This window comes from Paracoccus sp. S1E-3 (assembly GCF_013868135.1).
Taxonomy (GTDB): domain Bacteria; phylum Pseudomonadota; class Alphaproteobacteria; order Rhodobacterales; family Rhodobacteraceae; genus Paracoccus.
The window spans coordinates 1,548,617-1,570,222 of sequence record NZ_JACEMU010000004.1; the positions used below are offsets into that span (position 1 = coordinate 1,548,617).

20 protein-coding genes are annotated in these 21,606 nt (G+C 67.7%); 10 read left to right on the forward strand and 10 right to left on the reverse strand.

Features of this window, described 5'->3' with window-relative positions; genetic code table 11:
• Positions 1 to 41: 41 nt before the first annotated feature.
• The 4 genes from H1S04_RS07710 to H1S04_RS07725 are packed head-to-tail and all read left to right on the forward strand — an operon-like array spanning position 42 to position 4,370.
• Complete coding sequence (locus tag H1S04_RS07710) at positions 42 to 1,895, forward strand: TonB-dependent siderophore receptor (RefSeq protein WP_181744917.1); 1,854 nt, start codon at positions 42 to 44, stop codon at positions 1,893 to 1,895.
• Positions 1,889 to 2,659 (forward strand): ABC transporter substrate-binding protein, encoded by a 771-nt coding sequence (locus tag H1S04_RS07715; protein WP_181744918.1) that lies wholly within the window; start codon positions 1,889 to 1,891, stop codon positions 2,657 to 2,659. The genes H1S04_RS07710 and H1S04_RS07715 overlap by 7 nt, the downstream gene beginning before the upstream one ends.
• Entirely contained in the window at positions 2,656 to 3,630 is a 975-nt protein-coding gene (locus tag H1S04_RS07720) for an iron ABC transporter permease (RefSeq protein WP_181744919.1), read from the forward strand. Before H1S04_RS07715 ends, H1S04_RS07720 begins: the two co-directional genes overlap by 4 nt.
• On the forward strand, positions 3,627 to 4,370 hold the full coding sequence (locus H1S04_RS07725) for an ABC transporter ATP-binding protein (RefSeq protein WP_181745436.1): 744 nt from the start codon (positions 3,627 to 3,629) through the stop codon (positions 4,368 to 4,370). Before H1S04_RS07720 ends, H1S04_RS07725 begins: the two co-directional genes overlap by 4 nt.
• Positions 4,371 to 4,569: 199 nt before the next feature.
• On the opposite strand, the gene katG is transcribed toward H1S04_RS07725, so the two are convergent.
• On the reverse strand, positions 4,570 to 6,750 hold the full coding sequence (gene katG / locus H1S04_RS07730; protein WP_181744920.1) for a catalase/peroxidase HPI: 2,181 nt from the start codon (positions 6,748 to 6,750) through the stop codon (positions 4,570 to 4,572).
• A 135-nt stretch (positions 6,751 to 6,885) separates the two neighbouring features.
• Here katG and H1S04_RS07735 point away from each other — a divergent pair, with 135 nt between their 5' ends.
• Complete coding sequence (locus tag H1S04_RS07735; RefSeq protein ID WP_181744921.1) at positions 6,886 to 7,791, forward strand: hydrogen peroxide-inducible genes activator; 906 nt, start codon at positions 6,886 to 6,888, stop codon at positions 7,789 to 7,791.
• Between the two features lie 40 nt (positions 7,792 to 7,831).
• On the opposite strand, the gene H1S04_RS07740 is transcribed toward H1S04_RS07735, so the two are convergent.
• The 6 genes from H1S04_RS07740 to H1S04_RS07765 are packed head-to-tail and all read right to left on the reverse strand — an operon-like array spanning position 7,832 to position 14,124.
• Complete coding sequence (locus H1S04_RS07740; protein ID WP_181744922.1) at positions 7,832 to 8,629, reverse strand: siderophore-interacting protein; 798 nt, start codon at positions 8,627 to 8,629, stop codon at positions 7,832 to 7,834.
• Positions 8,630 to 8,647: 18 nt separating this feature from the next.
• Complete coding sequence (locus H1S04_RS07745; protein ID WP_181744923.1) at positions 8,648 to 9,388, reverse strand: ABC transporter permease; 741 nt, start codon at positions 9,386 to 9,388, stop codon at positions 8,648 to 8,650.
• The gene (locus H1S04_RS07750) at positions 9,385 to 10,350 is read right to left on the reverse strand and encodes an ABC transporter ATP-binding protein (RefSeq protein ID WP_181744924.1); all 966 of its coding nucleotides are present in this window, start codon (positions 10,348 to 10,350) and stop codon (positions 9,385 to 9,387) included. Before H1S04_RS07750 ends, H1S04_RS07745 begins: the two co-directional genes overlap by 4 nt.
• On the reverse strand, positions 10,347 to 11,543 hold the full coding sequence (locus tag H1S04_RS07755; protein WP_181744925.1) for an ABC transporter permease: 1,197 nt from the start codon (positions 11,541 to 11,543) through the stop codon (positions 10,347 to 10,349). The genes H1S04_RS07750 and H1S04_RS07755 overlap by 4 nt, the downstream gene beginning before the upstream one ends.
• Positions 11,544 to 11,598: 55 nt before the next feature.
• Positions 11,599 to 12,507, reverse strand: a complete 909-nt coding sequence (locus H1S04_RS07760; protein WP_181744926.1) for an ABC transporter substrate-binding protein — start codon at positions 12,505 to 12,507, stop codon at positions 11,599 to 11,601.
• Positions 12,508 to 12,528: 21 nt separating this feature from the next.
• Positions 12,529 to 14,124 carry an aromatic amino acid ammonia-lyase gene (locus H1S04_RS07765; RefSeq protein WP_181744927.1) on the reverse strand — a complete coding sequence of 532 codons (1,596 nt, stop codon included), beginning with the start codon at positions 14,122 to 14,124 and terminating at the stop codon, positions 12,529 to 12,531.
• Positions 14,125 to 14,331: 207 nt separating this feature from the next.
• On the opposite strand from H1S04_RS07765, the gene H1S04_RS07770 reads away from it, so the two are divergent.
• The 4 genes from H1S04_RS07770 to H1S04_RS07785 are packed head-to-tail and all read left to right on the forward strand — an operon-like array spanning position 14,332 to position 17,942.
• Positions 14,332 to 15,231, forward strand: a complete 900-nt coding sequence (locus H1S04_RS07770; protein ID WP_181744928.1) for a siderophore ABC transporter substrate-binding protein — start codon at positions 14,332 to 14,334, stop codon at positions 15,229 to 15,231.
• Complete coding sequence (locus tag H1S04_RS07775; RefSeq protein WP_298946925.1) at positions 15,228 to 16,184, forward strand: ABC transporter permease; 957 nt, start codon at positions 15,228 to 15,230, stop codon at positions 16,182 to 16,184. Before H1S04_RS07770 ends, H1S04_RS07775 begins: the two co-directional genes overlap by 4 nt.
• Complete coding sequence (locus H1S04_RS07780) at positions 16,177 to 17,190, forward strand: iron chelate uptake ABC transporter family permease subunit (RefSeq protein ID WP_181744929.1); 1,014 nt, start codon at positions 16,177 to 16,179, stop codon at positions 17,188 to 17,190. Before H1S04_RS07775 ends, H1S04_RS07780 begins: the two co-directional genes overlap by 8 nt.
• On the forward strand, positions 17,187 to 17,942 hold the full coding sequence (locus tag H1S04_RS07785) for an ABC transporter ATP-binding protein (protein WP_181744930.1): 756 nt from the start codon (positions 17,187 to 17,189) through the stop codon (positions 17,940 to 17,942). The genes H1S04_RS07780 and H1S04_RS07785 overlap by 4 nt, the downstream gene beginning before the upstream one ends.
• A gap of 285 nt (positions 17,943 to 18,227) precedes the next feature.
• Here H1S04_RS07785 and H1S04_RS07790 read toward each other — a convergent pair whose 3' ends face one another.
• Positions 18,228 to 18,728: an ureidoglycolate lyase gene (locus H1S04_RS07790; protein WP_181744931.1), complete on the reverse strand. Its 501-nt coding sequence runs from the start codon at positions 18,726 to 18,728 to the stop codon at positions 18,228 to 18,230.
• A gap of 8 nt (positions 18,729 to 18,736) precedes the next feature.
• Positions 18,737 to 20,152 carry an allantoinase PuuE gene (puuE, locus tag H1S04_RS07795; protein WP_181744932.1) on the reverse strand — a complete coding sequence of 472 codons (1,416 nt, stop codon included), beginning with the start codon at positions 20,150 to 20,152 and terminating at the stop codon, positions 18,737 to 18,739.
• A 144-nt stretch (positions 20,153 to 20,296) separates the two neighbouring features.
• Here puuE and uraH point away from each other — a divergent pair, with 144 nt between their 5' ends.
• Positions 20,297 to 20,641, forward strand: a complete 345-nt coding sequence (gene uraH / locus H1S04_RS07800; RefSeq protein ID WP_181744933.1) for a hydroxyisourate hydrolase — start codon at positions 20,297 to 20,299, stop codon at positions 20,639 to 20,641.
• On the opposite strand, the gene H1S04_RS07805 is transcribed toward uraH, so the two are convergent.
• A complete protein-coding gene (locus H1S04_RS07805; RefSeq protein ID WP_181744934.1) occupies positions 20,638 to 21,549 on the reverse strand; it encodes a LysR family transcriptional regulator in 912 nt (303 codons plus the stop codon). The two genes, uraH and H1S04_RS07805, sit on opposite strands and share 4 nt — an antisense overlap.
• Positions 21,550 to 21,606: the final 57 nt, after the last annotated feature.

Consider the following 21,606-nt stretch of genomic DNA (forward strand, 5'->3'; position numbering starts at 1 on the left):
GTGCCCCTTCATTGGGCACGTCCGCAAGGAAAGAAAGACCGATGCGCACCCTACTGCTTTTGTCCGCCACGCTTCTGCCCGCCGCCGCGCTGGCGCAGGACGCCCCGATTCTGCTGGACCCGATCACCCTCTATGGCGGCCTGACGCCCATCGAGGCGCAGGCTTACGGCCGCGCCAGCACCGTGCTGACCGCGCAGGATTTCGAACGGCGCGGCGTGACCACGGTGGAACAGGCGCTGCGGCAGGTGCCCGGCGTGGCGATTTCGGCATCCGGCGAAAGCAACGCCCAGATCCGCATCCGCGGGGCCGAGGGCAATCACACGCTGGTGCTGATCGACGGCATTCGCGCGGCGGCCGGCGATCAGGAATATTTCCTGTCCGGGCTGGAACTGGCGAATGTGGACCGCATCGAGGTCCTGCGCGGCCCGCAATCGGTGTTCTTCGGGGCCGACGCCTCGGCAGGCGTGGTCAATATCATCACCCGCAAGGGAGGTGTGGGAACCGAAGCCAGCGGCACCATCGAAATCGGCGATGGCTGGGCCGCATCGGCCCATGTCAGCACGCGGGGCGAGCGCGGCGGCATCAGCCTGAATGCGTCCAAGCGCGACGATGACGGCTATGACATTTCGCAGATCGATGGCGGCGATGATGACGGTCTGACGCGCGAGACGCTGCAGCTTTCGGGTGATTACGCCCTGACCGAGGATATCCGCGCAGGCGCGACCCTGCGCCGCGCGACCGAAGAATACGATTATGACGCCACCAATTTCGCCGCCACCAGCGCGCGCGATTACCTGATCGACAGCCGCGACCATGCCGACCGGACCGAAAAGACCGGTCAGGTTTGGCTGGAGGCGGATATGCTGGATGGCCGGCTCAGCAACCGGCTGTCCTATGACCAGACGCGTTACGACTTCGACGATCACCAATGGACCAAGGCCGAGGCCCGCACCGACCTGTGGAAATTCCGCAGCGTCTACGGCATCGACGGCCGCGTGGCCGAGGCGACCCAGACCATCGCCTTCGGGCTGGAACACAGCAAGGACGAAAACAGCCTCGCGACCGAACAGCGGCGGCGGTCGAACTCGGCCGTGCTGGAATATCGCGGCGCATTTGCGAACGGGCTGGATGTGCAATTCGGCCTGCGTCAGGACAATAACGACGTATTTGACGACGCGACCACATGGTCGCTTGGCCTGTCTTACCAGATGCCCAACGCACCCTTGCGGCTGCACGCCTCGGCCGGGACGGGCGTGGTCAATCCCGACTATATCGAACTGTTCGGCGGCTTTGGCTATGTCGGCAATCCCAACCTGAAGCCCGAGGAAAACCGTGGCTTCGACCTCGGCGTCGAGGCCACCCTGCTGGACGGCCGCGCCGTGGTCGATCTGACCTATTTCCACGAGGATCTGGAAGACGAGATCACCTTCAGTGGCACCCCGCTGCCGGATGGCACGAATTATTACAATCAGGACGGCACCAGCAAACGCCGGGGGGTGGAGATCGCGGCCAGCCTGCGGGCGACGGACAGCCTCAGCTTCGGGGCGAATTACACCTATCTGCACGCCAAGAACCCCGATGGCAGCGTCGAAACCCGCCGCCCGCGCCACCAGCTTGGCCTGAATGCGGCATGGCTGTTCGCGGAAGGGCGCGGCAGCCTGTCGGGCGATGTGATCCATGTCGCGGGCAATTACGATCAGCAGTTCTTCGGCAGCTTCGCCACCGAGGAACTGCCGGATTACACTGTCGTCAATGTCGCCGCAGGCTATGATCTGACCGACAAGGTGCGGCTGACGGGGCGCGTGGTGAACCTGTTCGACGAAGATTACAGCGATGTCTGGGGCTATCCGGCGCGGGGCCGGACGGCCTATCTGGGGCTGGCGGCGAAATGGTAAGGCTCGCCGCCGCGCTTGTGATCACACTCGCAGGCGCGGCGGCGGCTGATGCCCCCGCACGGGTGGTGTCGCTGAACCTCTGCACCGATCAGCTGGCCATGCTGATCGCGGCGCCCGGCCAGCTGCAATCGGTTTCGTGGCTGGCCGCCGATCCTTCGGTCTCGCTGATGCCCGATCAGGCGCGCGCCGTGGGCCTGAACCATGGCAGCGCCGAGGAGGTGTTTCTGCAAGCCCCCGATCTGGTGCTGGCGGGCACCTACTCCACCGGCCCCACCACCGAGATGCTGCGCCGCCTTGGTCTGCGGGTCGAAACCCTGCCGCCCGCCACCTCGATCGAGGATGTGCGCGCCGGCATCACCCGGATGGGCACGCTTCTGGGCCAGCCCGCGCGCGCGGCGCAGGTGCTGGCCGATTTCGACGCCCGCCTTGCCGCCCTGCCGGAAGGCGCGCCACGCCAGGCCACCACTTACGGCGCGAATGGCTATACCACCGGGGCGGACAGCCTGTCCGGCGACGTGATGCGCCGGGCCGGGCTGATGCTGATGACCGAAGGCGCCGGCCAGATGGCGCTGGAGCAGCTGGTCATGGCCGCGCCCGAACTGATCGTCACCGGCAGCCGCTATCCCACCCCGTCGCGCGCCGAAAGCGTGCTGGATCATCCGGCCTTCGCCGCGATCCCGGCCGACCGCGCGATGGTGCCCGACCGCGACTGGATCTGCGGCCTGCCGGCAGTTGCCGGCACCGCCGAAAGGCTCGCGAGATGAGGGTGCTGCTGCCGCTCGCCGCCCTGTGCGTGGCGCTGATGCTGGCCTCACTGCTGATCGGGCCCGCAGACGCAAGCCTGAGCGACAGCCTGACCGCGCTATGGACCGGCGACGGCGCGCTGGGACTGGTGATGCGGGAAATCCGTGCCCCGCGCGCGCTGCTGGGCTTCATGGTCGGCGCGGCGCTCGGGTTGTCGGGCGCAGCGATGCAGGGCTATCTGCGCAACCCACTGGCCGAGCCGGGGCTGATCGGGGTTTCGGCCTCGGCTGCGCTGGGGGCGGTGATCGCGCTGCAGACCGGCTTTGCCGCCGCTTTCGCGCTGGCGCTGCCGGTGGTGGCGCTGTCGGGCGCGGTGCTGGCGGTGGCGCTGATCGTGCTGATGGCCGGTCCGGGTGGCGGATCGCTGGCGCTGATCCTTGCCGGCGTGGCGATTTCGGCGCTGGCGGGGGCGCTGACCTCGCTGGTGCTGAACCTCTCGCCCAACCCCTTCGCCGCCAATGAGATCGTGTTCTGGATGATGGGATCGCTGGCCGACAGATCATGGCAGCATGTCGCCATCGCCGCCCCTTTCATGGCGGCCGGCGCGTTGCTGGTTGCGGGAACCGGGCGCGGCCTTGATGCCCTGACCCTGGGCGAGGACGCCGCCGCCTCGCTGGGGATCGACCTGCCCCGCCTGCGCCTGCGGCTGGTGCTGGGCATCGCTGCCATGGTCGGCGCGGCCACGGCGGTAGCGGGCGCCATCGGCTTCGTCGGTCTGGTCGTGCCGCATCTGCTGCGCGGCGCGGTGAGCGCACGGCCGGGCCGGCTTCTGGCGGCCTCCGCGCTTGGCGGCGCGGCGCTGGTGCTGGGCGCCGACATCGCCGTGCGGCTGGTGCTGCCGGGCCGCGACCTGAAACTGGGCGTGGTGATGGCGCTGATCGGCGCGCCGGTCTTTCTGCAGCTGATCTGGCGGCAAAGGCGGGGGCGCTGATGCGACTGGAGATCAACGACCTGAGCGTCAGGCGCGGTTCCCGGCTGACCGTCGATCATGCCAGCCTGTCCGCCGGACCGGGCGAATTCATCGGCCTGATCGGCCCCAATGGCGCCGGCAAGACCAGCCTGATGCGCGCCGCGCTCGGGCTGATCCCGGCCAGCGGTATCTCCTCGCTGGCTGCACTGGCCCCCGGCCGCCGGGCGCTGACCGCCGCGTGGTTGCCCCAGACCCGCGAAGCCGCCTGGCCCATCACCGCCGAGGCGCTGATCCGTCTGGGGCGCATTCCCCAGGCCCGCCCCGATGCCGATCCAGCCCGGATCGAGGCCGCGATGACGCGCATGGACGTTACCCATCTGCGCGCCCGGCCGGTGACGGAACTGTCGGGGGGCGAGCAGGCCCGCGTGCTGATCGCCCGTGCCTTGGCACAGGACACGCCGATCCTGATGGCGGACGAGCCGATTGCCGGCCTCGATCCCGCGCATCAGATCGGGGCGATGAACAGTTTTCGCGCGCTGGCTGAGGATGGCCGGCTGGTGATCGCATCGCTGCACGACCTCGGCCTGGCCGCACGCAGTTGCACCCGGCTGGTCTTGATGAACGAAGGCCGCGTCGTTGCCGATGGGCCGCCCGCGCAGGTGCTGACCCCGGCCCTGCTGGCGCAGGTCTTCGGGATCGAGGGCTACATCGGCCAAACCCCGGACGGCCCGGTCTTCCAGATCTTGCGTCTGACACGGTAAGGAAAAAGGGGCGGCTCTCCGGGCCTCTCCATGCCTCACCGGGGGCACCTGAGGCCGCGCCCACCCTTTCTGGCGCAGGGCCGGGACATCGAGGGCTAATTCGCCGCAACCCGGACGGCCCTCATCCCCCCCCTCACCGCAGCGGCCCATGAAAAAGGGGCCGGTCGCCCGGCCCCTTCATTCCTTTAAGCATCCCGGATCAGGCGCGCAGATCGAAGCGGTCCGCGTCCATGACCTTGGCCCATGCGGCGACGAAATCGCGCACGAATTTCTCCTTGTTGTCGTCCTGGCCGTAGACCTCGGCATAGGCCCGCAGGATCGAGTTCGATCCGAAGACCAGATCGGCACTGGTCGCGGTCCATTTCACCGCGCCTGTCTTGCGGTCGCGGATCTCGTACAGGTCCTTGCCGACGGGCACCCAAACATTGCCCATATCGGTCAGGTTGACGAAGAAGTCATTCGTCAGCGCGCCCACGCGGTCGGTGAAAACGCCGTGCCGGGATTCGCCATGGTTGGTGCCCATGACCCGCATTCCGCCCAGAAGCGCGGTCATTTCCGGGGCGGTCAGCCCCATCAGCTGGGTGCGGTCCAGCAGCATTTCCTCGGGCGAGACGACGTATTCCGATTTCTGCCAGTTGCGATAGCCATCGGCCAACGGCTCCAGCACTTCGAAGGATTCGGCATCGGTCTGCGCATCGGTGGCGTCACCACGACCGGGCGAGAACGGCACCTTGATATCGATGCCCGCCGCCTTCGCCCCCTGTTCGACACCGACATTCCCCGCCAGCACGATTACATCGGCGACCGAGGCGCCGTGCGCCGCCGCAATCGGCTCCAGCACGGACAGCACACGAGCAAGACGGGCAGGTTCATTGCCCTCCCAATCCTTCTGCGGGGCCAGCCGGATGCGCGCGCCATTGGCACCACCGCGCATGTCGGACCCGCGATAGGTCCGCGCGCTGTCCCACGCGGTTGACACCAGATCGGCCAGCGAAAGACCCGAAGCCGCGATCGCCGCCTTCACCGCCTCCACGTCATAAGCTGTGCTGCCGGCCGGAACCGGATCCTGCCAGATCAGGTCTTCCGCCGGAACATCTGGGCCGATATAGCGCGCCTTCGGTCCCATATCGCGGTGGGTCAGCTTGAACCAGGCGCGGGCGAAGGCGTCGTTGAAGGCCGCAGGGTCCTTGTGAAACCGCTCCGAGATCTCGCGATAGATCGGGTCGACCTTCAGCGCCATATCGGCATCGGTCATCATCGGGTTCACCCGGATCGAGAAGTCCTCGACATCGACCGGCTTGTCTTCCTCGGCGATCGAGACCGGCTCATACTGCCAGGCGCCGGCGGGGCTTTTGCGCAATTCCCAGTCGTGGTTCAGCAGCATGTCGAAGAAGCCGTTGTCCCATTGCGTCGGGTTGGTGGTCCAGGCGCCTTCGATGCCGCTGACGACGGTGTTGCGACCGATGCCGCGCTTGCCGGTCTTGTTCAGCCAGCCGAGGCCCTGATCGGCCAGATCCCCGGCTTCGGGCGCGGGGCTGAGGTCAGCGGCGCTGCCATTGCCATGCGCCTTGCCGATGGTGTGGCCGCCTGCGGTCAGGGCAACGGTTTCTTCGTCATTCATCGCCATCCGCGCGAAGGTCTCGCGCATCTGGGCGGCGGTCTTCAGCGGGTCGGGCGCGCCGTTCACGCCTTCGGGGTTGACGTAGATCAGGCCCATCTGCACGGCGGCCAGCGGGTTTTCCATCGACTCGGGCTTGTCGACATCGCCGTAGCGCGGGCTGCCCGAGGGCGCCAGCCATTCCTTTTCCGCGCCCCAGTAAACGTCCTTCTCGGGCGACCAGATGTCTTCGCGGCCAAAGCCGAAGCCGAAGGTCTTCAGGCCCGCGACCTCGTAAGCGACCGTGCCGGCCAGCTGGATCAGGTCGGCCCAGCTGATCTTGTTGCCGTATTTCTTCTTGATCGGCCACAGCAGGCGGCGGCCCTTGTCGGTATTGGCGTTGTCGGGCCAGCTGTTCAGCGGTGCGAAACGCTGGTTGCCGGTGCCGCCGCCGCCGCGCCCGTCGGCCAGACGATAGGACCCCGCCGTATGCCATGCGACCCGCGCGAACATGCCGACATAGCTGCCCCAATCGGCCGGCCACCAGTCCTGACTGTCATTCATCAGTGCGCGCAGATCGGCCTTCAGCGCCTCGACATCCAGCGTTTTCACCGCCGCGCGATAGTCGAAATCGGGATCCATCGGGTTGGTCTTGGTGTCATGCTGGCTTAGAATGTCCAGATTCAGCGCGTTCGGCCACCAGCTGGTGACCGATTCCCCGCTGGAGGTATTGCCGCCATGCATGACCGGGCATCCGCTGCCCGCAGCCTTGTTTCCGTCCATCTTCATCTCCTCGCTGGCCGGGGCCCGAAAATGCGGGTGTCACCGGCTTGCACCTTTGCGTTTCAACCCAAAGCTTAGCAGCGCCGCAAGATAATGAATAATTGCATTTTCTTACGGATACGATAAGCTTGCCTGATGCAATCCCTGACCATGAAACAGCTGCGCTATTTCGAGGCGCTCGCCCGCACCGGCCAGTTCGGGCGGGCGGCGGAAGATTGCGCGATCACTCAGCCGGCGCTGTCCATGCAGATCAAGGAACTGGAAAACGTGGTCGGCGCTCCGCTGGTCGAACGTGGGGCGCGGAAGGTGCGGCTGACCGCGCTCGGCCATCAATTCGCCGCCCGCGCCCGCGACATCCTGCGCGCCGTGGACGAACTGGGCGACCTGGCCCGCGCCGATGGCGACACCCTGTCGGGGCCGTTGCGCATCGGCGTCATCCCCACGATCGCCCCCTATCTGCTGCCGCGCCTGATCCAGGCGCTGCACCGGCAATTCCCCGGCCTCGATCCGCAACCGCGCGAGACCGTGACCCAGCGCCTGATCGAGGATCTGCTGGAATCCCGGCTGGATATCGCCATCGTGGCGCTGCCGGTATCCGAACCGGCCCTTCTGGAAACCCCCCTGTTCGACGAGGAATTCGTGCTGGTGCGGGCCGCCGCCGATGACGACAAGCCCGTTCCGGGCCCCGAGGGCCTGCAACAGATGCGTCTGCTGCTGCTGGAGGAAGGCCATTGCTTCCGCGATCAGGCGCTGTCCTTCTGCAAGCTGCCCGCACCCGCCCGCGGGCTGATGGAGGGCAGTTCGCTCTCCACCCTCGTGCAGATGGTCGGGGCGGGTATCGGGGTGACGCTGATCCCCGAAATGGCGGTCGAGGTCGAGACGCGCCTCGCCAGCGTTTCGGTCGCGCGGCTGGCGGCGCCGCGCCCCTCGCGGACCATCGGCATGGTCTGGCGCAAGTCGAACCCGCTGGCAGACCGCTTCATCCAGATCGCCCAGATCGTGATGAGGATCGGGCAGCGCCAGATGCCGGTCGGGGGCTGAAGCTGGCCCGACATCGCCGGTTTCCGGAGTCCTCCGCCGGTCAGTCTTCCTCGGCCGCCTGTCCGAGCGTCCAGTAATTCGACAGATCAACCTGCTGCGGGTCCAGATCGGCGCCGTCCAGATGAGCGCGCAAGGCGGCGATCGCTGCGCGCTCGCCCCCCGCCCAGATATAGGTGCCGCGCGGCGGGATCACCGGGATCAGTCGGGTCATGGCCTGCGCGTCGCGCGGATCATAGGCATGCCAATGGATCTGCGCCCCCTCGGGTGCGCGCAGGTCGATCCGTGCCTCGGGCGCTTCGATCAGGATATGGGCGGTGACCTGCGCGTCACCCGGCAGCATCTCCAGCCAGTTGGCGATGGCAGGCAGCGCCGTTTCATCCCCGATCAGCACAAAGCGATCCGCCTGCGGCACCAGGACCGAGGCGCGGGGACCGCCCAGATATAGCTCCTGCCCAACCATGACGCGGGCGGCCCATCTGCCCGCAACCCCATGCCCATGCAGCACGAAATCGATCTGCAACACGCCCGAGGCCGGGTCGAAGGCGCGCGGTGTATATTCGCGCGAAATGGCCGGCGGGTCTTGCGGCCAGTGCAGCCGCCCCTCGCCCTGCACCGGCAGGCTGAGCGCGCCGGTCTCGGGATCGGGCAGAAACAGCTTCACGTGATCGTCGGGGCCGAGGCTTTCAAAGGCCGGATGGCTGCGGCCGTCGGCCTCGAACGCGGCCAGTTGCGGGCCGGACAACGTGACCCGGCGCAGGCGTGGCGACAGATCGGTGACAGCGGTCACCTGCAAGGCGCGCAGGGTAATGGGAAAACGGCGTTTATCGGGGGCAGTCATCAGGTTCTCCGGGGTAGGTCAGCCCTGCGCCAGACCGATGCGGCGCGACAAGCGGCCTTCCAGCGCTTGAAAGGCTTCGTAAATCAGGATCGCCAGCAGGCCGACCACCAGCCCGCCCTGCACGACGAAAGCGGTGTTCGCGGACAGAAGCCCGGCGATGATCACCTCGCCCAGCGTCTTGGCCGCCACCGTGGAGCCGATCGTCGCCGTCGCCAGCGAGATCACCGCCGACAGCCGCATCCCGGCCAGAACCAGCGGCATCGCCAACGGCAGTTCCACCTGCCACAGGCGCTGGCGCGGGGTCATGCCCATGGCGCGGGCGGCCTCGGTCACCTCGGGGCGCTGATCGGTCAGCCCGGTCAATGTGTTCTCGAAGATCGGCAGCAACCCATAGAGAAACAGCGCCACCAGCGTCGGCCCGGCGCCAAAGCCCATCACCGGGACCGCCAGCGCCAGCACCGCCACCGGCGGGAAGGTCTGCCCGACCGAGGTGACGGTCCGCGCCAGCGGCAGAAACTCACGCCCCGCCGGTCGGGTGACCAGCACCCCCAGACCCACCGCCACCAGCGTCGCGGCCAGCACCGCCAGCGCCACCAGCCCCAGATGCGACAGCGTCAGGCTCATCAGGCTGGTCTGGGTATAGATCGGCGGGGCGTTGTTGCGGGTCAGCGGTTCAAACAGCGGCGCGAAGCTTTCCGGGCTGAACAGAAAGGCCAGCAGGAACAGCACCGCCAGCGCCAGAAGCAATCGCCCGATCATGGCGCGACGACCCCGGTGGCCGCCCGCCGTTCGGCGCCGATACCGGCCCCGGCAGCGCGTGCGCGCAGCGCCGCCAGCGTGACCACACCGCCGCCCTGAACCGGCAGGCGGTCGCGCCCGGTCCACAGGCAATCGGCAAGCGCGTCGCGCAGGCTGGCCTCGGGCGAGATCGGCGCACCCGGCGCCTCGCCCGGCTGGACCAGATCGGCCACCCGCGACAGCGACAGCAGGCGGAAGGGACGCTCGCCTGTGCCGATCAGCGCCTGCACGAAGGGCGTGGCGGGATTGGTCAGGATATCGGCGGGGGGTGCGTATTGCAGCAGCTGACCCTTGTCCATGACGGCGATCCGGTCGCCCAGGGCCACCGCTTCCTCCATGTCATGGGTGACGATGACCAGCGTGGTGCCCAGCCGGCGCTGCAAGGCGCGCAGATCCTCTTGCGCCTTGGCCCGGATCACCGGGTCGAGCGCGCCGAAGGGTTCATCCATCAACAGCAGTTCCGGCCGCGCCGCCAGCGCCCGCGCGACGCCCACCCGCTGCTGCTGGCCGCCCGACAGCTCATGCGGCAGGCGGTCGCGAAACTGCCCCGGATCCAGCTGGAACATCTCCAGCAGCTCATTGACGCGGGCGCGGATTTCAGCGTCGGGCCAGCCCAGCAGGCGCGGCACCGTGGCGATGTTCTGTGCGACCGTGCGATGCGGGAACAGCCCATGGCCCTGAATGGCATAGCCGATGCGCCGGCGCAGCAGATGAGGCTCGATGGCCGCGGTGTCCTGTCCGTCGATCAGCACCCGGCCCGCACTGGGTTCGACCAGCCGGTTGATCATCCGCAGCAGCGTCGTCTTGCCCGAACCCGAGGTGCCGACAAGCGCCGTGATCTGGCCGGTTTCCACCGTCAGGCTGACATCATCGACGACGGCGGCGCCGTCATAGCGCTTGGTCAGGTTCCGGATCTCGATCATGCACCGATCCTTTCCGGTCGGGACGGCCCCAGCGCCGCGACCAGCAGGTCGAGCGCGATGCCGGCAATCAGCGCCAGCGCAATGGTGGGCAGCGCGCCCAGCAGCACCAGATCCATCGCGGTCTGGTTCAGGCCCTGAAAGACAAAGGTGCCGAAACCGCCGCCGCCGATCAGCCCGGCAATGACGGCGAGGCCGATATTCTGCACCAGCACGATGCGCACCGCGGTCAGGATCACCGGCAGGGCCAGCGGGAACAGCACGCCGCGCAGCACCTGCCCCTCGGTCATGCCCAGCCCGAAAGCGGCGTCGCGCGCCGCCGGCGGCACGCCGCGCAGGCCCACCAGCGTATTCGACACCACCGGCAGCAGCGAATACAGAAACAGCGCCACCAGTGCCGGAAAGATGCCGATCCCGGCGACCCCAAGCGCCGCAGCGCCCGGCAGATTGGCCGCGATCCAGCCGAAGATCGGGATCATGATCCCGAACAGCGCCAGCGACGGGATGGTCTGCAGGATGTTCAGCACCCCCAGCACCGACCGGCGCAGGCGCGGCAGCAGATAAATGGCGGTGCCAATCGGCAACCCGATCAGCAGCGCCCCGCCGAGCGAGCCGAAGGCCAGCACCAGATGCCGCCCGGCCTCGCGCCAGAACAGGTCCTTGCGGGCCGCGTATTCGCGCATGACCGACACCCCGTCCAGCCAGCCCGACCACAGCACGCCGCCGATCACCGCGACAGCCGCGCCCAACAGCAGCCAGCGCTGCGCGAGGGTCAGCCGCATCCGTGACAGCGCATCGGTGGCCAGCAGCGCAAAGGCCAGCAGCAGCAGCCAGAAGCCCGAGGCCGGGGCGACGCGGGCCAGCGTATTGCCCTCGGGCGTCAGGACGCGCGCCGCCGCCCCCAGCGCCAGCAGCGCCGCGACCACGCCGGCCGCACCCAGCACCAGCCGCAGCCCAAGGGCCAGCCGCCCCGAGATCGCCGCCAGCAGCGCCAGCGCCAGCGCCGCCGTCAGCATCCACCCGGCAGGGCCAATGGCATTGCCCAGCAGCACCCCCTCACCCGGCACGATCCGGTTGGCCTTGAACTGCACCAGCGGCAGGGCCAGCCCGGCCAAGCCGAGGGCCGCGAACAGCAGCCCCGGCCGGTTGAGCGGCGCGGACGCGGGCCGCGCGTCTTGAATGGGCATATCGGTCATCGGCTCGCGATCTGAGAAATGCGGGCGGCGCATGGGACGCGCCGCCCGGACGCTCTCACTTCAGGATGCCTTTCTGGGTCAGGTAGTCCTTGGCCACCGCGTTTGCGGGCTCGCCGCCGACCTGAATGCGGCCGTTCAGCTCCTGCAGGGTGACCAGATCGAGGCCCTCGAAGATCGGGTTCAGCACCTCGGCGATCTGGGGATGTTCGGCCAGCACGGCATCGCGGACCACCGGGGCGGGCTGATAGACCGGCTCGACGGTCTTGTCGTCTTCCATCACCACCAGCCCCGCCGGCGCAATACCGCCATCGGTGCCATAGACCATGGCCGCATTCACCCCCGAGGTCTGCTGCGCCGCCGCCGCGATGGTCGCCGCCGTGTCGCCGCCCGACAACTGCACCAGCTGATCCGGCGTCAGGGTAAAGCCATAGGTGGTCTGGAAGGCCGGCAGCGCGGCGGGCGAGGTGACGAATTCGCTGGACGCGGCCAGCTTCACCGCGCCGCCATCGGCGACATATTTGCCGAAATCGGACATGGTTTTCAGGTTGCCGCCATCGGCCACGTCCTTGCGCACCGCAATCGCCCAGGTGTTGTTGGCGGGCGATGGCGTCAACCAGGTCAGACCTGCGGGCTTGTCCAGTTCGGCCGCGCGGGCATAGCCCTCGGCGGCGTTTTTCCACACCGGGCTGTCGGCCTCGTTATGGAAGAAGGCGGCATTGCCGGTATATTCCGGGTAGATGTCGATCTGGCCCGAGGTCAGCGCGTCGCGCACGATCGGGGTGCCGCCCAGTTGCAGCTTGTCCTGCACAGGCAGGCCGGCATTCTGCAGGGCAAGCAGGATGATATTGCCCAGCAGCCCGCCTTCGGTGTCGATCTTCGAGGAGACGACGATATCCTTGGCATGGGCGGCACCGGCGGCCAGCCCGATCAGGGCCGCGGCGGCCAGTGTGGTGAAGCGCTTCATCGCAAAAGCTCCTGTTTGCTGTCACTGGGCGGCATTGCGTTCGGAATCGACACCGGATGCAAGCCCGCAAATCTCATCAAAGGGTGAAAACGGGGTCATCGCAAGAAGTTCCGCCCCCAGTTCCGGCGCGGTCAGCGCCGCGCGCAGCGCCGTCAGCGCCGCTGTCTGCGGCAGGTCGCGGATCAGCGCCGGGATATATCGGCGGGTTTCGGCCTGCAGCCGCGCGGCCAATCCCGGCGCCGGGGCGATCCCGCGCAGGTCGAGCGCCTGCGCGGCCAGCATCGCCTCGACCGCGTGCAGCCATTCCAGCGCATCCAGCTGGTCGCCGATCCGCTCGGCCGTCAGGGGAATGAAGCCGGCCTCGTCCTCCAGCCCGGCGGCGACGGCGAGGTTCAGCACCGAAACCGGGCTGGCCGCGGCGGTCACCCGCACCGCCTGTTCCAGCGCCAACTTCATCACCGGACCGTAGCCGGTGGCGACCACCCCCGGCGGGACCAGATTGACCGGCAGCCCCTCCAACTGGCCATTCACCATCAGAAGGCAGCGGTTCAGCGTGTTCCGCGCCAGATGCGCCAGCGCCAGCTGGACCGAGGCCAGCCGCATCGAGAGCGACATGAGCAGGCTGCCGCCCGAGGTCACCACCCGGCCATCCAGCACCACCGGATTGTCGTCGACATGGGCGGTTTCGGCCCGGATCGCCTGCGCGGCTTCGATCAGCGTCTCGGCGCAAGCGGCGAAAACCTGCACAATCATCCGCGCCGAGAGCGGATCATGGACGCGCAGCGCGGGCGGCCATTCGCCATTCCCGGTCGCCTGCAGGGCACATTCGACCAGCGCACGTTCCATCGGCAATCCGACGGCCATGGCTGCGCGCCAGACCTCGCGGTTCAGCCCCATTGCCTGCGCGCCCAGCATCGCCAGTGCCATCCCGCGCCGCAACGCAAGACCCGCGCGCTCCACCTGCAGCGCGGCCTGCGCCAGCCCGTAGGAATTCACCGCCACCGCCGCCAGCCCATCGCGCGGCGGCATCGGATGCGGGATAATGCCGACGCGGGCAAGCGCCTCTGCAGCCGGCATTGCCTCGCCCTTCAGGCGGGCCATGCCGGCCCCGGCCATCACCGTCGCCAACTGCCCCATCTGCCCCAGATCCGCCGCCCCGATCGAGCCGCGCCGGTTCATCACCGGCAGCAGGTCATGGGCCAGCATCGCCTGCAGGAAGGCCACGAATTCGCTGGACACGCCTGTGCGCCCCGACAGCGCCGTGTTCAGCCGCAGCGCCACCGCCAGACGGACGACCTCGGGCGCGACCTCCTCGCCGACGGCGACCTGATGGGCGAAAGGCAGCGCGCGGGCATAGTCGAGCATCTCGGCGCCGTGCTTTTCGACGTCCTTCAGCGCCCCGACCCCGGTGGTCGCGCCGTAAACCTGCTGACCCTCCTCCAGCGCCGCCAGAAAATCGGCACGGCCCCGCGCGACGCGGTGCATCGCGTCATCATCGGCGACCACGCGCAACCGCCCCCGCGCGATCCCCGACAGCGCGGCGAGGTCGATTTCCGACCCGTCGAGAACGATCTGGTCTGCCTGCTTGTCGCCGGGAAGAATCTGGTCCGCGCTCAATTTGGCCTCGTCCGAACTTATTCAATGTTGTCATGCCGCCGACGCCTGTCAATCAGGGACCGCGCGCCGCGATATCACGGGAAATTGGCCGGAGGGAATATCAAAGAATTTTACTCGGACACTGGACCCTCTGGCGGTGGGGGTCTAGAACCGGGCCGTCGCGTGAAGCCAACGCCCAGCCACACGCAAAACGTTGAAGGAATCGACATGCGCCGTTTTGCCGCCTCATTGCTTGCCGCCGCCTCGCTGGTGACCGCTGCTCTGGCCGAGGACGTGACCATCGCCACCGCCCAAGGGCAGGCGACCATCGCCGCCCCGCCCGCCAAGGTCGTGGCCTTCGATGTGGCCGCGATCGACACGCTGACCGCGCTGGGGGTGGCGCTGGCAGGGGTGCCGGACAACCTGTATATCCCCAGCCTCAAGGACAATCCGGCCCTGAAGGTCGCGACCGTGGGCACCCTGTTCGAACCCGATCTGGAAAAGCTGGCCGGGATCGCGCCCGATCTGATCGTGGTTGGCAGCCGCTCGGCCGCACAGAAGGATGCGGTGGCGCAGGTCGCGCCGACCATCGACATGACCATCGGCCCCGACCTGATCCCCGAGGCCGAGGCCCGTCTGGCCGCATATGGCACGCTGTTCGGCAAGACCGCCGAGGCCAAGGCCCTGAAGGCCACTCTGGACGAGAAGCTGGCCGCGCTGAAGGCGGCGGGTGAGGGCAAGGGCACGGCGCTGATCGTGATGACCAATGGCACGAAGCTGGCGGCTTATGGCACCGGCTCGCGCTTCGGCTGGCTGCACACGCAGACCGGCCTTGCCCCGGCCATTGCCGATCTGCAGGCCGAGCAGGGCCACGGCAATGTCCTGACCCACGAGGCGATTGCCCAGGCCGACCCCGACTGGCTGCTGGTGCTGGACCGCGGCGCCGCCGTGGGCGAGGACGGCCAAAGCGCCGAGGCGACGCTGAAATCGCCGCTGGTCGAGGGCACCAAGGCCTGGAAAAACGGCAATGTCGTCTATCTGCCGGCGGCGGAGCTGTATATCGGCGGTGGTGGCTACAGCTCGCTGGTGGCGGTGATCGACACGCTGACCGCGGCGCTGGCGAAGTGAAACACCCGCTCGGCGTGACGCTTGCGGCGCTTGTGCCGCTGACGCTGGCCAGTCTGATGACCGGGGCCGCCAGTGTCGATGTCTTCGCCGCGCCGAGCGACCCCTGGGCGATGCTGGTCCTGATGGAATCGCGCCTGCCGCGCACGCTTGCGGTGCTGCTGACCGGGGCGGCGCTGGCGGTGGCGGGAATGCTGCTGCAGGCGCTGGTGCGCAACCGCTTCGTCGGCCCCGACACCGTCGGCACCGGCGAAAGCGCGGCGCTCGGGCTGCTGGCGATCACGCTGCTTGCCCCCGCCGCGCCGATCTGGGTCAAGATCCTGACCGCCGCCGCCGCCGCGATGGCGGGCACGGCCCTGTTCGTCGCCGTCATCCGACGCCTGCCCCCGCGCGAGGTGATGCTTGTGCCGATCACCGGCATCGTGCTGTCGGGGGTGATCGGATCGGTGGTGACCTATATCGCCTGGCAGACCGACCTGATCCAGCTGATCTCCACCTGGCTGATGACGGGCGAGTTTTCCGGAGTCATAGCCGGGCGTTACGAGGTGTTGTGGATCGCCGGGGGCGCCGCCGCGCTGGCGTGGTTCGCCGCCGACCGCTTCGCCATCCTGGGTCTGGGCGAGGAGGTCGCAACCGGTCTCGGCCTTGGCACCAAAGGGGTGATGCGGCTGGGGCTGGCGGTGGTGTCGCTGGTCACCGCGATGGTGGTGGCGACCGTCGGTATGATCCCGTTCATCGGGCTGGTGGTGCCGAACATCGTCTCGCGGCTGATGGGCGACAATCTGCGCCGGTCGCTGCCGATGGTGGCCGCCGCAGGCGCGGCGCTGCTGATGGGCTGCGACCTGATCGGACGGCTGGTGCGCTATCCGTTCGAAATCCCGGTCGGCACCATCATGGGCTTCATCGGCGCCGGGATCTTCCTGTTCATCCTGTATCGCAAGCCTGCTCATGGCTGATGCCGCCCTGCATATCGCGCATACCGCCCCCGCCGCGCCGCGCCAGCGATGGCTGCTGCTGGGCCTCGGCGCGCTGCTGGCCGCGGCCTCGGCCCTGTGGCTGTTTCAGGGGCTGGCAGAGGGCAACCGCGCCTTCATCCTGCAGCTGCGGGCGGTCAAGCTCGGCGCGCTGCTGGTGGTGGGGGCAGCGGTCGGGGTGTCGACGCTGCTGTTTCAGACCGTGGCGGCGAACCGGGTGCTGACACCGTCCATCATGGGTTTCGATTCGCTTTATGTCCTGCTGCAGACGGCGATGGTCGCGGGTCTGGGTATCGCAGGCTTTGCTGCGATCCCCGATGTGACGAAATTTCTGTTCGAGTTGGTGGTGATGTGCACGCTCGCCGTGCTGCTGTTCGGCACGCTGCTGGGTCAGGGTAGCCGCGACATCGGCCGCACCATCCTGACCGGGGTGATTTTGGGGATCATGTTCCGTTCGGCCTCGGGGCTGATGGCGCGGCTGATCGACCCGAACGAATTCGCGGTGGTGCAGGCGGCCAGCACCGTCAGCTTCACCCGCGCCAATGCGGCCCTGCTGCCGATCAGCGCCGCGCTGACAGCCGCCGCGATCACGGCGGCGCTGTGGCTGTCGCCGCGGCTGGACGTGCTGGCGCTTGGCCGCGACACAGCCGTGTCGCTGGGGGTGCGGCATGGCCGGCTGGTGGTGGCGACGCTGGGGCTGGTGGCGATGCTGGTCTCGGTCGCGACGGCGCTTGTGGGGCCGCTGTCGGTCTTCGGCTCGCCGGCGTTTTTCGGGCTGGTCATCGCCGGGCTGGCGCATGGCCTGCTGCGCAATCACCGCCATGCCGTGCTGCTGCCCGCAGCGGCGCTGATCGCGGCGAACATTCTGGTGATCGGCCAGATGGTGTTCGAACGCCTGCTGGGCCAACAGGCCGCGCTGTCGGTGGTGATCGAGTTCGCGGGCGGCCTGTTCTTCCTGTATCTGCTGCTGAAGGGGCGTATCCGATGATCCAGCTTGCGGGCGTGTGCCACGCCATCGGCACGGCGCCGATCCTGAAAGGCATTACCACTGATCTGCCATGCGGCAGGCTGACTGCGCTGATCGGCCCGAACGGGGCGGGCAAATCGACCCTGCTGCGCCTGATCGGCCGGTTGGAGCCCTTGCAGAAAGGCAGCATCCGCATCGGCGATCTGGATGTCAGCCGGACGCCAAGCGCCGATCTGGCGCGGCGCATGGCTGTGCTGGGTCAGCAGACCCGGATCGCCAGCCGGCTGCGCCTTTGCGACCTTGTGGGCTTTGGCCGCTGGCCGCACCATCAGGGCCGTCCCAGCACCGAGGACCAGGCGATTGTCGCCCGGTCGCTGGAGGCCTTCGGTCTGACCGCCCTTTCGCAGCGTTTTCTGGACGAGGTGTCGGGCGGGCAGGCGCAACGGGCCTATCTGGCGATGACCTTCGCGCAGGACACCGACTGGCTGCTTCTGGACGAGCCGCTGAACAATCTGGACATGTCGCACGCCCGCGCGCTGATGCGGCAACTCTCGGTGCTGGTCCGGCAATCGGGCAAAAGCGTGGTCGTGGTCCTGCACGAGGTCAACTATGCCGCCGCATGGGCGGATCATGTCGTGGCGCTGAAGGACGGCCGCATCGCCGCCGCCGGCACACCTTCCGAGGTGCTGACCGCAGCAACGCTGAGCGCGCTTTACGACACCGAAGTCGAGGTGACCGAGCATCAGGGGCGCCCGCTGGTGCTGCATCACTGACATTCGGGGGCGCTTCGACTGCCCATAACCGACGCACCATAACCAACGCAGAGGGCGCCCCCGCCCGAGCAGGGAGCGTTTGCCCCCTTCGCGACAGGCGGGGCTGCCCGTCGGCACCGACCGGGCATAGCGTGGCGGGCGCCGCCGCAGGCATTTGCATCCGTGATTGACCTTCGACGCCAACGGAAGCCGGGAGGCCGGGAGCGAAAGCCAGATGCACGCCTGCCCGTCAGCGCGTCGCTCACGCCGGGCGCGGTATCGGAAGCGATGTCCCCTGAAAATCCGCTATGCGGTGACGGTAATGGGCCTTTCCAGCCAGTATTCTTCCAGATTGTTCCCCTCGCCGATGCGGTCGACGACGCCATACAGGCCCGACCCATCCAGCGGGCAGAGCACCCCATGCCAGACATTGCGCCGCAGGTTCACGCCCTGTCCGGCCCGCGCGATGAAGGCCCGCACCGTGCCCGGCATGCCGCCTGCATCCTCGGCCACCGTGACCAGAAACCGCGAGGGCGACATCGGGATGAAGGCCTGCGATCCCAGCGGATGGCGCTCCAGCAGGTCCAGTTCATAAGGCAGCGGGCGCAGCTCCGCGTGGAACAGGCTGATGCCGGGACGGCCGCCCGCGTCCGGGGCGAAATCCATCACCGCAAGGTCGTGATACCGCCCGCATTTGCCCTGATTGATGATGCGGCTGGGGGCGCCCGCGACCTCCAGCACCTCGCCGAAAGGGGCGAAGGCTTCGGGCGTCAGCGGTTCGGCAGCGATGGTCTCGGGGTAGGACATGAGGGGCCTCAGGGCAGGATCACGGACAGCCGCAGCGCCGCGATGCGTTCGACCTGCCGCGCGGCCTCGGCGAATTCGGTGTCGCGGTCATTGTCGATCCGGCGGCGGAAGGCGTCAAGGATTTCCGCCTTGTCGTAATCGCGCACAGCGATGATGAAGGGAAAGCCGTGGCGCGCCACATAGGCCTCGTTCAGGGCCGTGAACTCGGCCCGTTCGGCATCGGTCAGGGCATCCAGTCCCGCGCTTGCCTGTTCCGCCGTCGATTCCGCCGTCAGCCGCCGGGCCGCCGCCAGCTTGCCCGCCAGATCCGGGTGCGCAGTCAGGACGCCCAGGCGTTCATGCTCGGTCGCCGAGCGGAACACCCGCGCCAGCGCGTTCTGCAGCCCGACGGCGCTGTCATGGGCGGGACCGAGTTCCAGATCCCAGGCCCGCTCGGCGATCCAGGCCGAGTGCTCGAAAATGCCGCCGAAGCGGGCCACGAAGGTCTCGCGGTCCATTTCCGAAGGGCGCTCGAAGGCGGCGGGGGGATGTGTTGCCGCCCAGTGCCGCGCGATGTCGATGCGGCGGGGCGTCCAGACGCCGTCGAAGCCGCGGATATAGTCGATGAAGCGCTTCAGCCCCGCCATTTTGCCCGGACGGCCGATCAGGCGGCAATGCAGGCCCACGCTCATCATCTTCGCCGCGCCAGCCTGACCCTCGGCATAAAGCACGTCGAAAGCGTCCTTCAGATACTGATAGAACTGCTCGCCGGTGATATAGCCGGGCGAGGTGGCGAAGCGCATGTCATTCGCTTCAAGCGTATAGGGTATGATCAGCTGATCGCGCCCGTCCACGCGTTTCCAATAGGGCAGGTCGTCGTCATAGGTGTCCGAAACATAGGCGAATTGCCCGGTTTGCGCGGTCAGTGCCACGGTATTGGCGCTGCAGCGCCCGGTATACCAGCCCTCGGGCGGACTGCCCACGACCTCGGTATGCAGGCGGATCGCCTCGGCGATGGCGGCGCGCTCCTCGGCTTCGGGCATCTCCTTGTGCTCGACCCATTTCAAGCCGTGGCTGGCGATTTCCCAGCCCGCTTCCTTCATCGCCGCCACCTGTTCGGGGCTGCGCGCCAGGGCCGTCGCCACGCCGTAGATCGTCACCGGGATATTCGCCCCGGTGAACAGTCGGTGCAGCCGCCAGAACCCGGCACGGGCGCCGTATTCATAGATCGACTCCATGTTCCAGTGCCGCTGCCCCGGCCACATCGCCGCCCCCGCGATGTCGGACAGGAAGGCTTCAGAGGCCGCATCGCCATGCAGGACGTTGTTCTCGCCACCCTCCTCGTAATTCAGCACGAATTGCACGGCGATCTTCGCGCCGCCCGGCCATTTCGCGTCCGGCGGGTTCGGGCCATAGCCGCGCATGTCACGAGGATAACGATTCATCAACTTCCCTCCGTCTGTCCGCCCGGTTGTAACGCGCGCGCGCGGCGATGACTTTCGTGTTTTTGCGAAATCAGCTTATCGCCGCTTTCCTATGGGCGTCAGGTCCGAAAGCAGCCAATGTGGGGCAAACCAATGGGGGATATGATGGCGGGCTATCTGACGACACATGTGCTGGACACCGGCGCGGGGCGCCCGGCGGCGGGGTTGAAGATCGACCTCTACCGGATCGACGGCGAGGGCGGGGGCGAGGCCCGCAGCCACCTGAAATCCGTGATCACAAATACCGATGGCCGCACCGATGCGCAGATTCTGCCGGCCGAGGAATTCTCCCTCGGCACCTATGAGCTGGTGTTTCACGCGGGCGATTACCTTGGCAAGCGCGACTTTCTGGACCTGATCCCGCTGCGCTTCACCATGTCCGAGGCCAGTCACTATCATGTCCCGCTGCTGCTGTCGCCCTACAGCTATTCGACCTATCGCGGCAGTTAGGCGCCCTCGGGCAGGCTGCGCTGGATGTGGTCGACCATGAAGTCGATGAACAGCCGCGCCTTGGGGTCCTGCCTGCGGCGATGCGCGTAAAGGCAGGCCATCTGCACCGGAACCGGTGGCTCCTTCGGCAGCACCGGCACCAGACGGCGGGCGCGCAGGTGCTCGACCACCTCGAAGACCGGCTTCAGCACGATGCCCAGACCATCCAGCGCCCAGCCGGTCAGCACCTCGCCATGGTCGCATTCCAGCGGACCGGTGACGGGGATGCGCTTGACCCCGTCCGGCGTTTGCAGCGGCCACTGAAATTCCGGCGCGCCGGGAAAGCGCAGGTTCAGGCAGTCATGGCCATCCGTCACCAGATCGGCGCTGCTGCGCGGCTGGCCGCGCCGGGCGATATAGTCGGGCGATGCGCAAAGGATACGCGAGCAATCGGCGATCTTGCGGATGCGCAGGGATGAATCCTCGGGCTGGCCGAGGATGAAGACGGCATCCAGCCCTTCCGCCGTGATGTCCAGCCGCCGGTCGGACAGGCGCAGACGGATATGCACCTGCGGGTATTTCTCGCGGAATTTCGGCACGGCAGGGGCGATCAGCCGCTGGCCGACGCCCAGCGGGGCCGCGATATACAGTGTGCCGCGCGGATTTTCGGTCACGTCGCTGATCTCGGCCTCGGCCTCGTCCACGGCTTCCAGGATGCGCACGGCGCCGGCGTAGAATATCTGCCCCTGCTCGGTCGGGTTCAGCATCCGCGTCGTGCGCTGGAACAGGCGCACGCCCAGATGTTCCTCGAGTTGCGAGATGCGCGACGAGGCCACCGCCGCCGAGATCCGCAGATCCCGCGCCGCGGCCGACATCGACCCGAGTTCGTAGACACGGGCGAAGGTGCGGACGTTATCCAGATAGGCCATGACAGTCGCAGGGATTTTTTGAAAACCTGCCGCCGTCTTCGCATAAACCGAAACGCC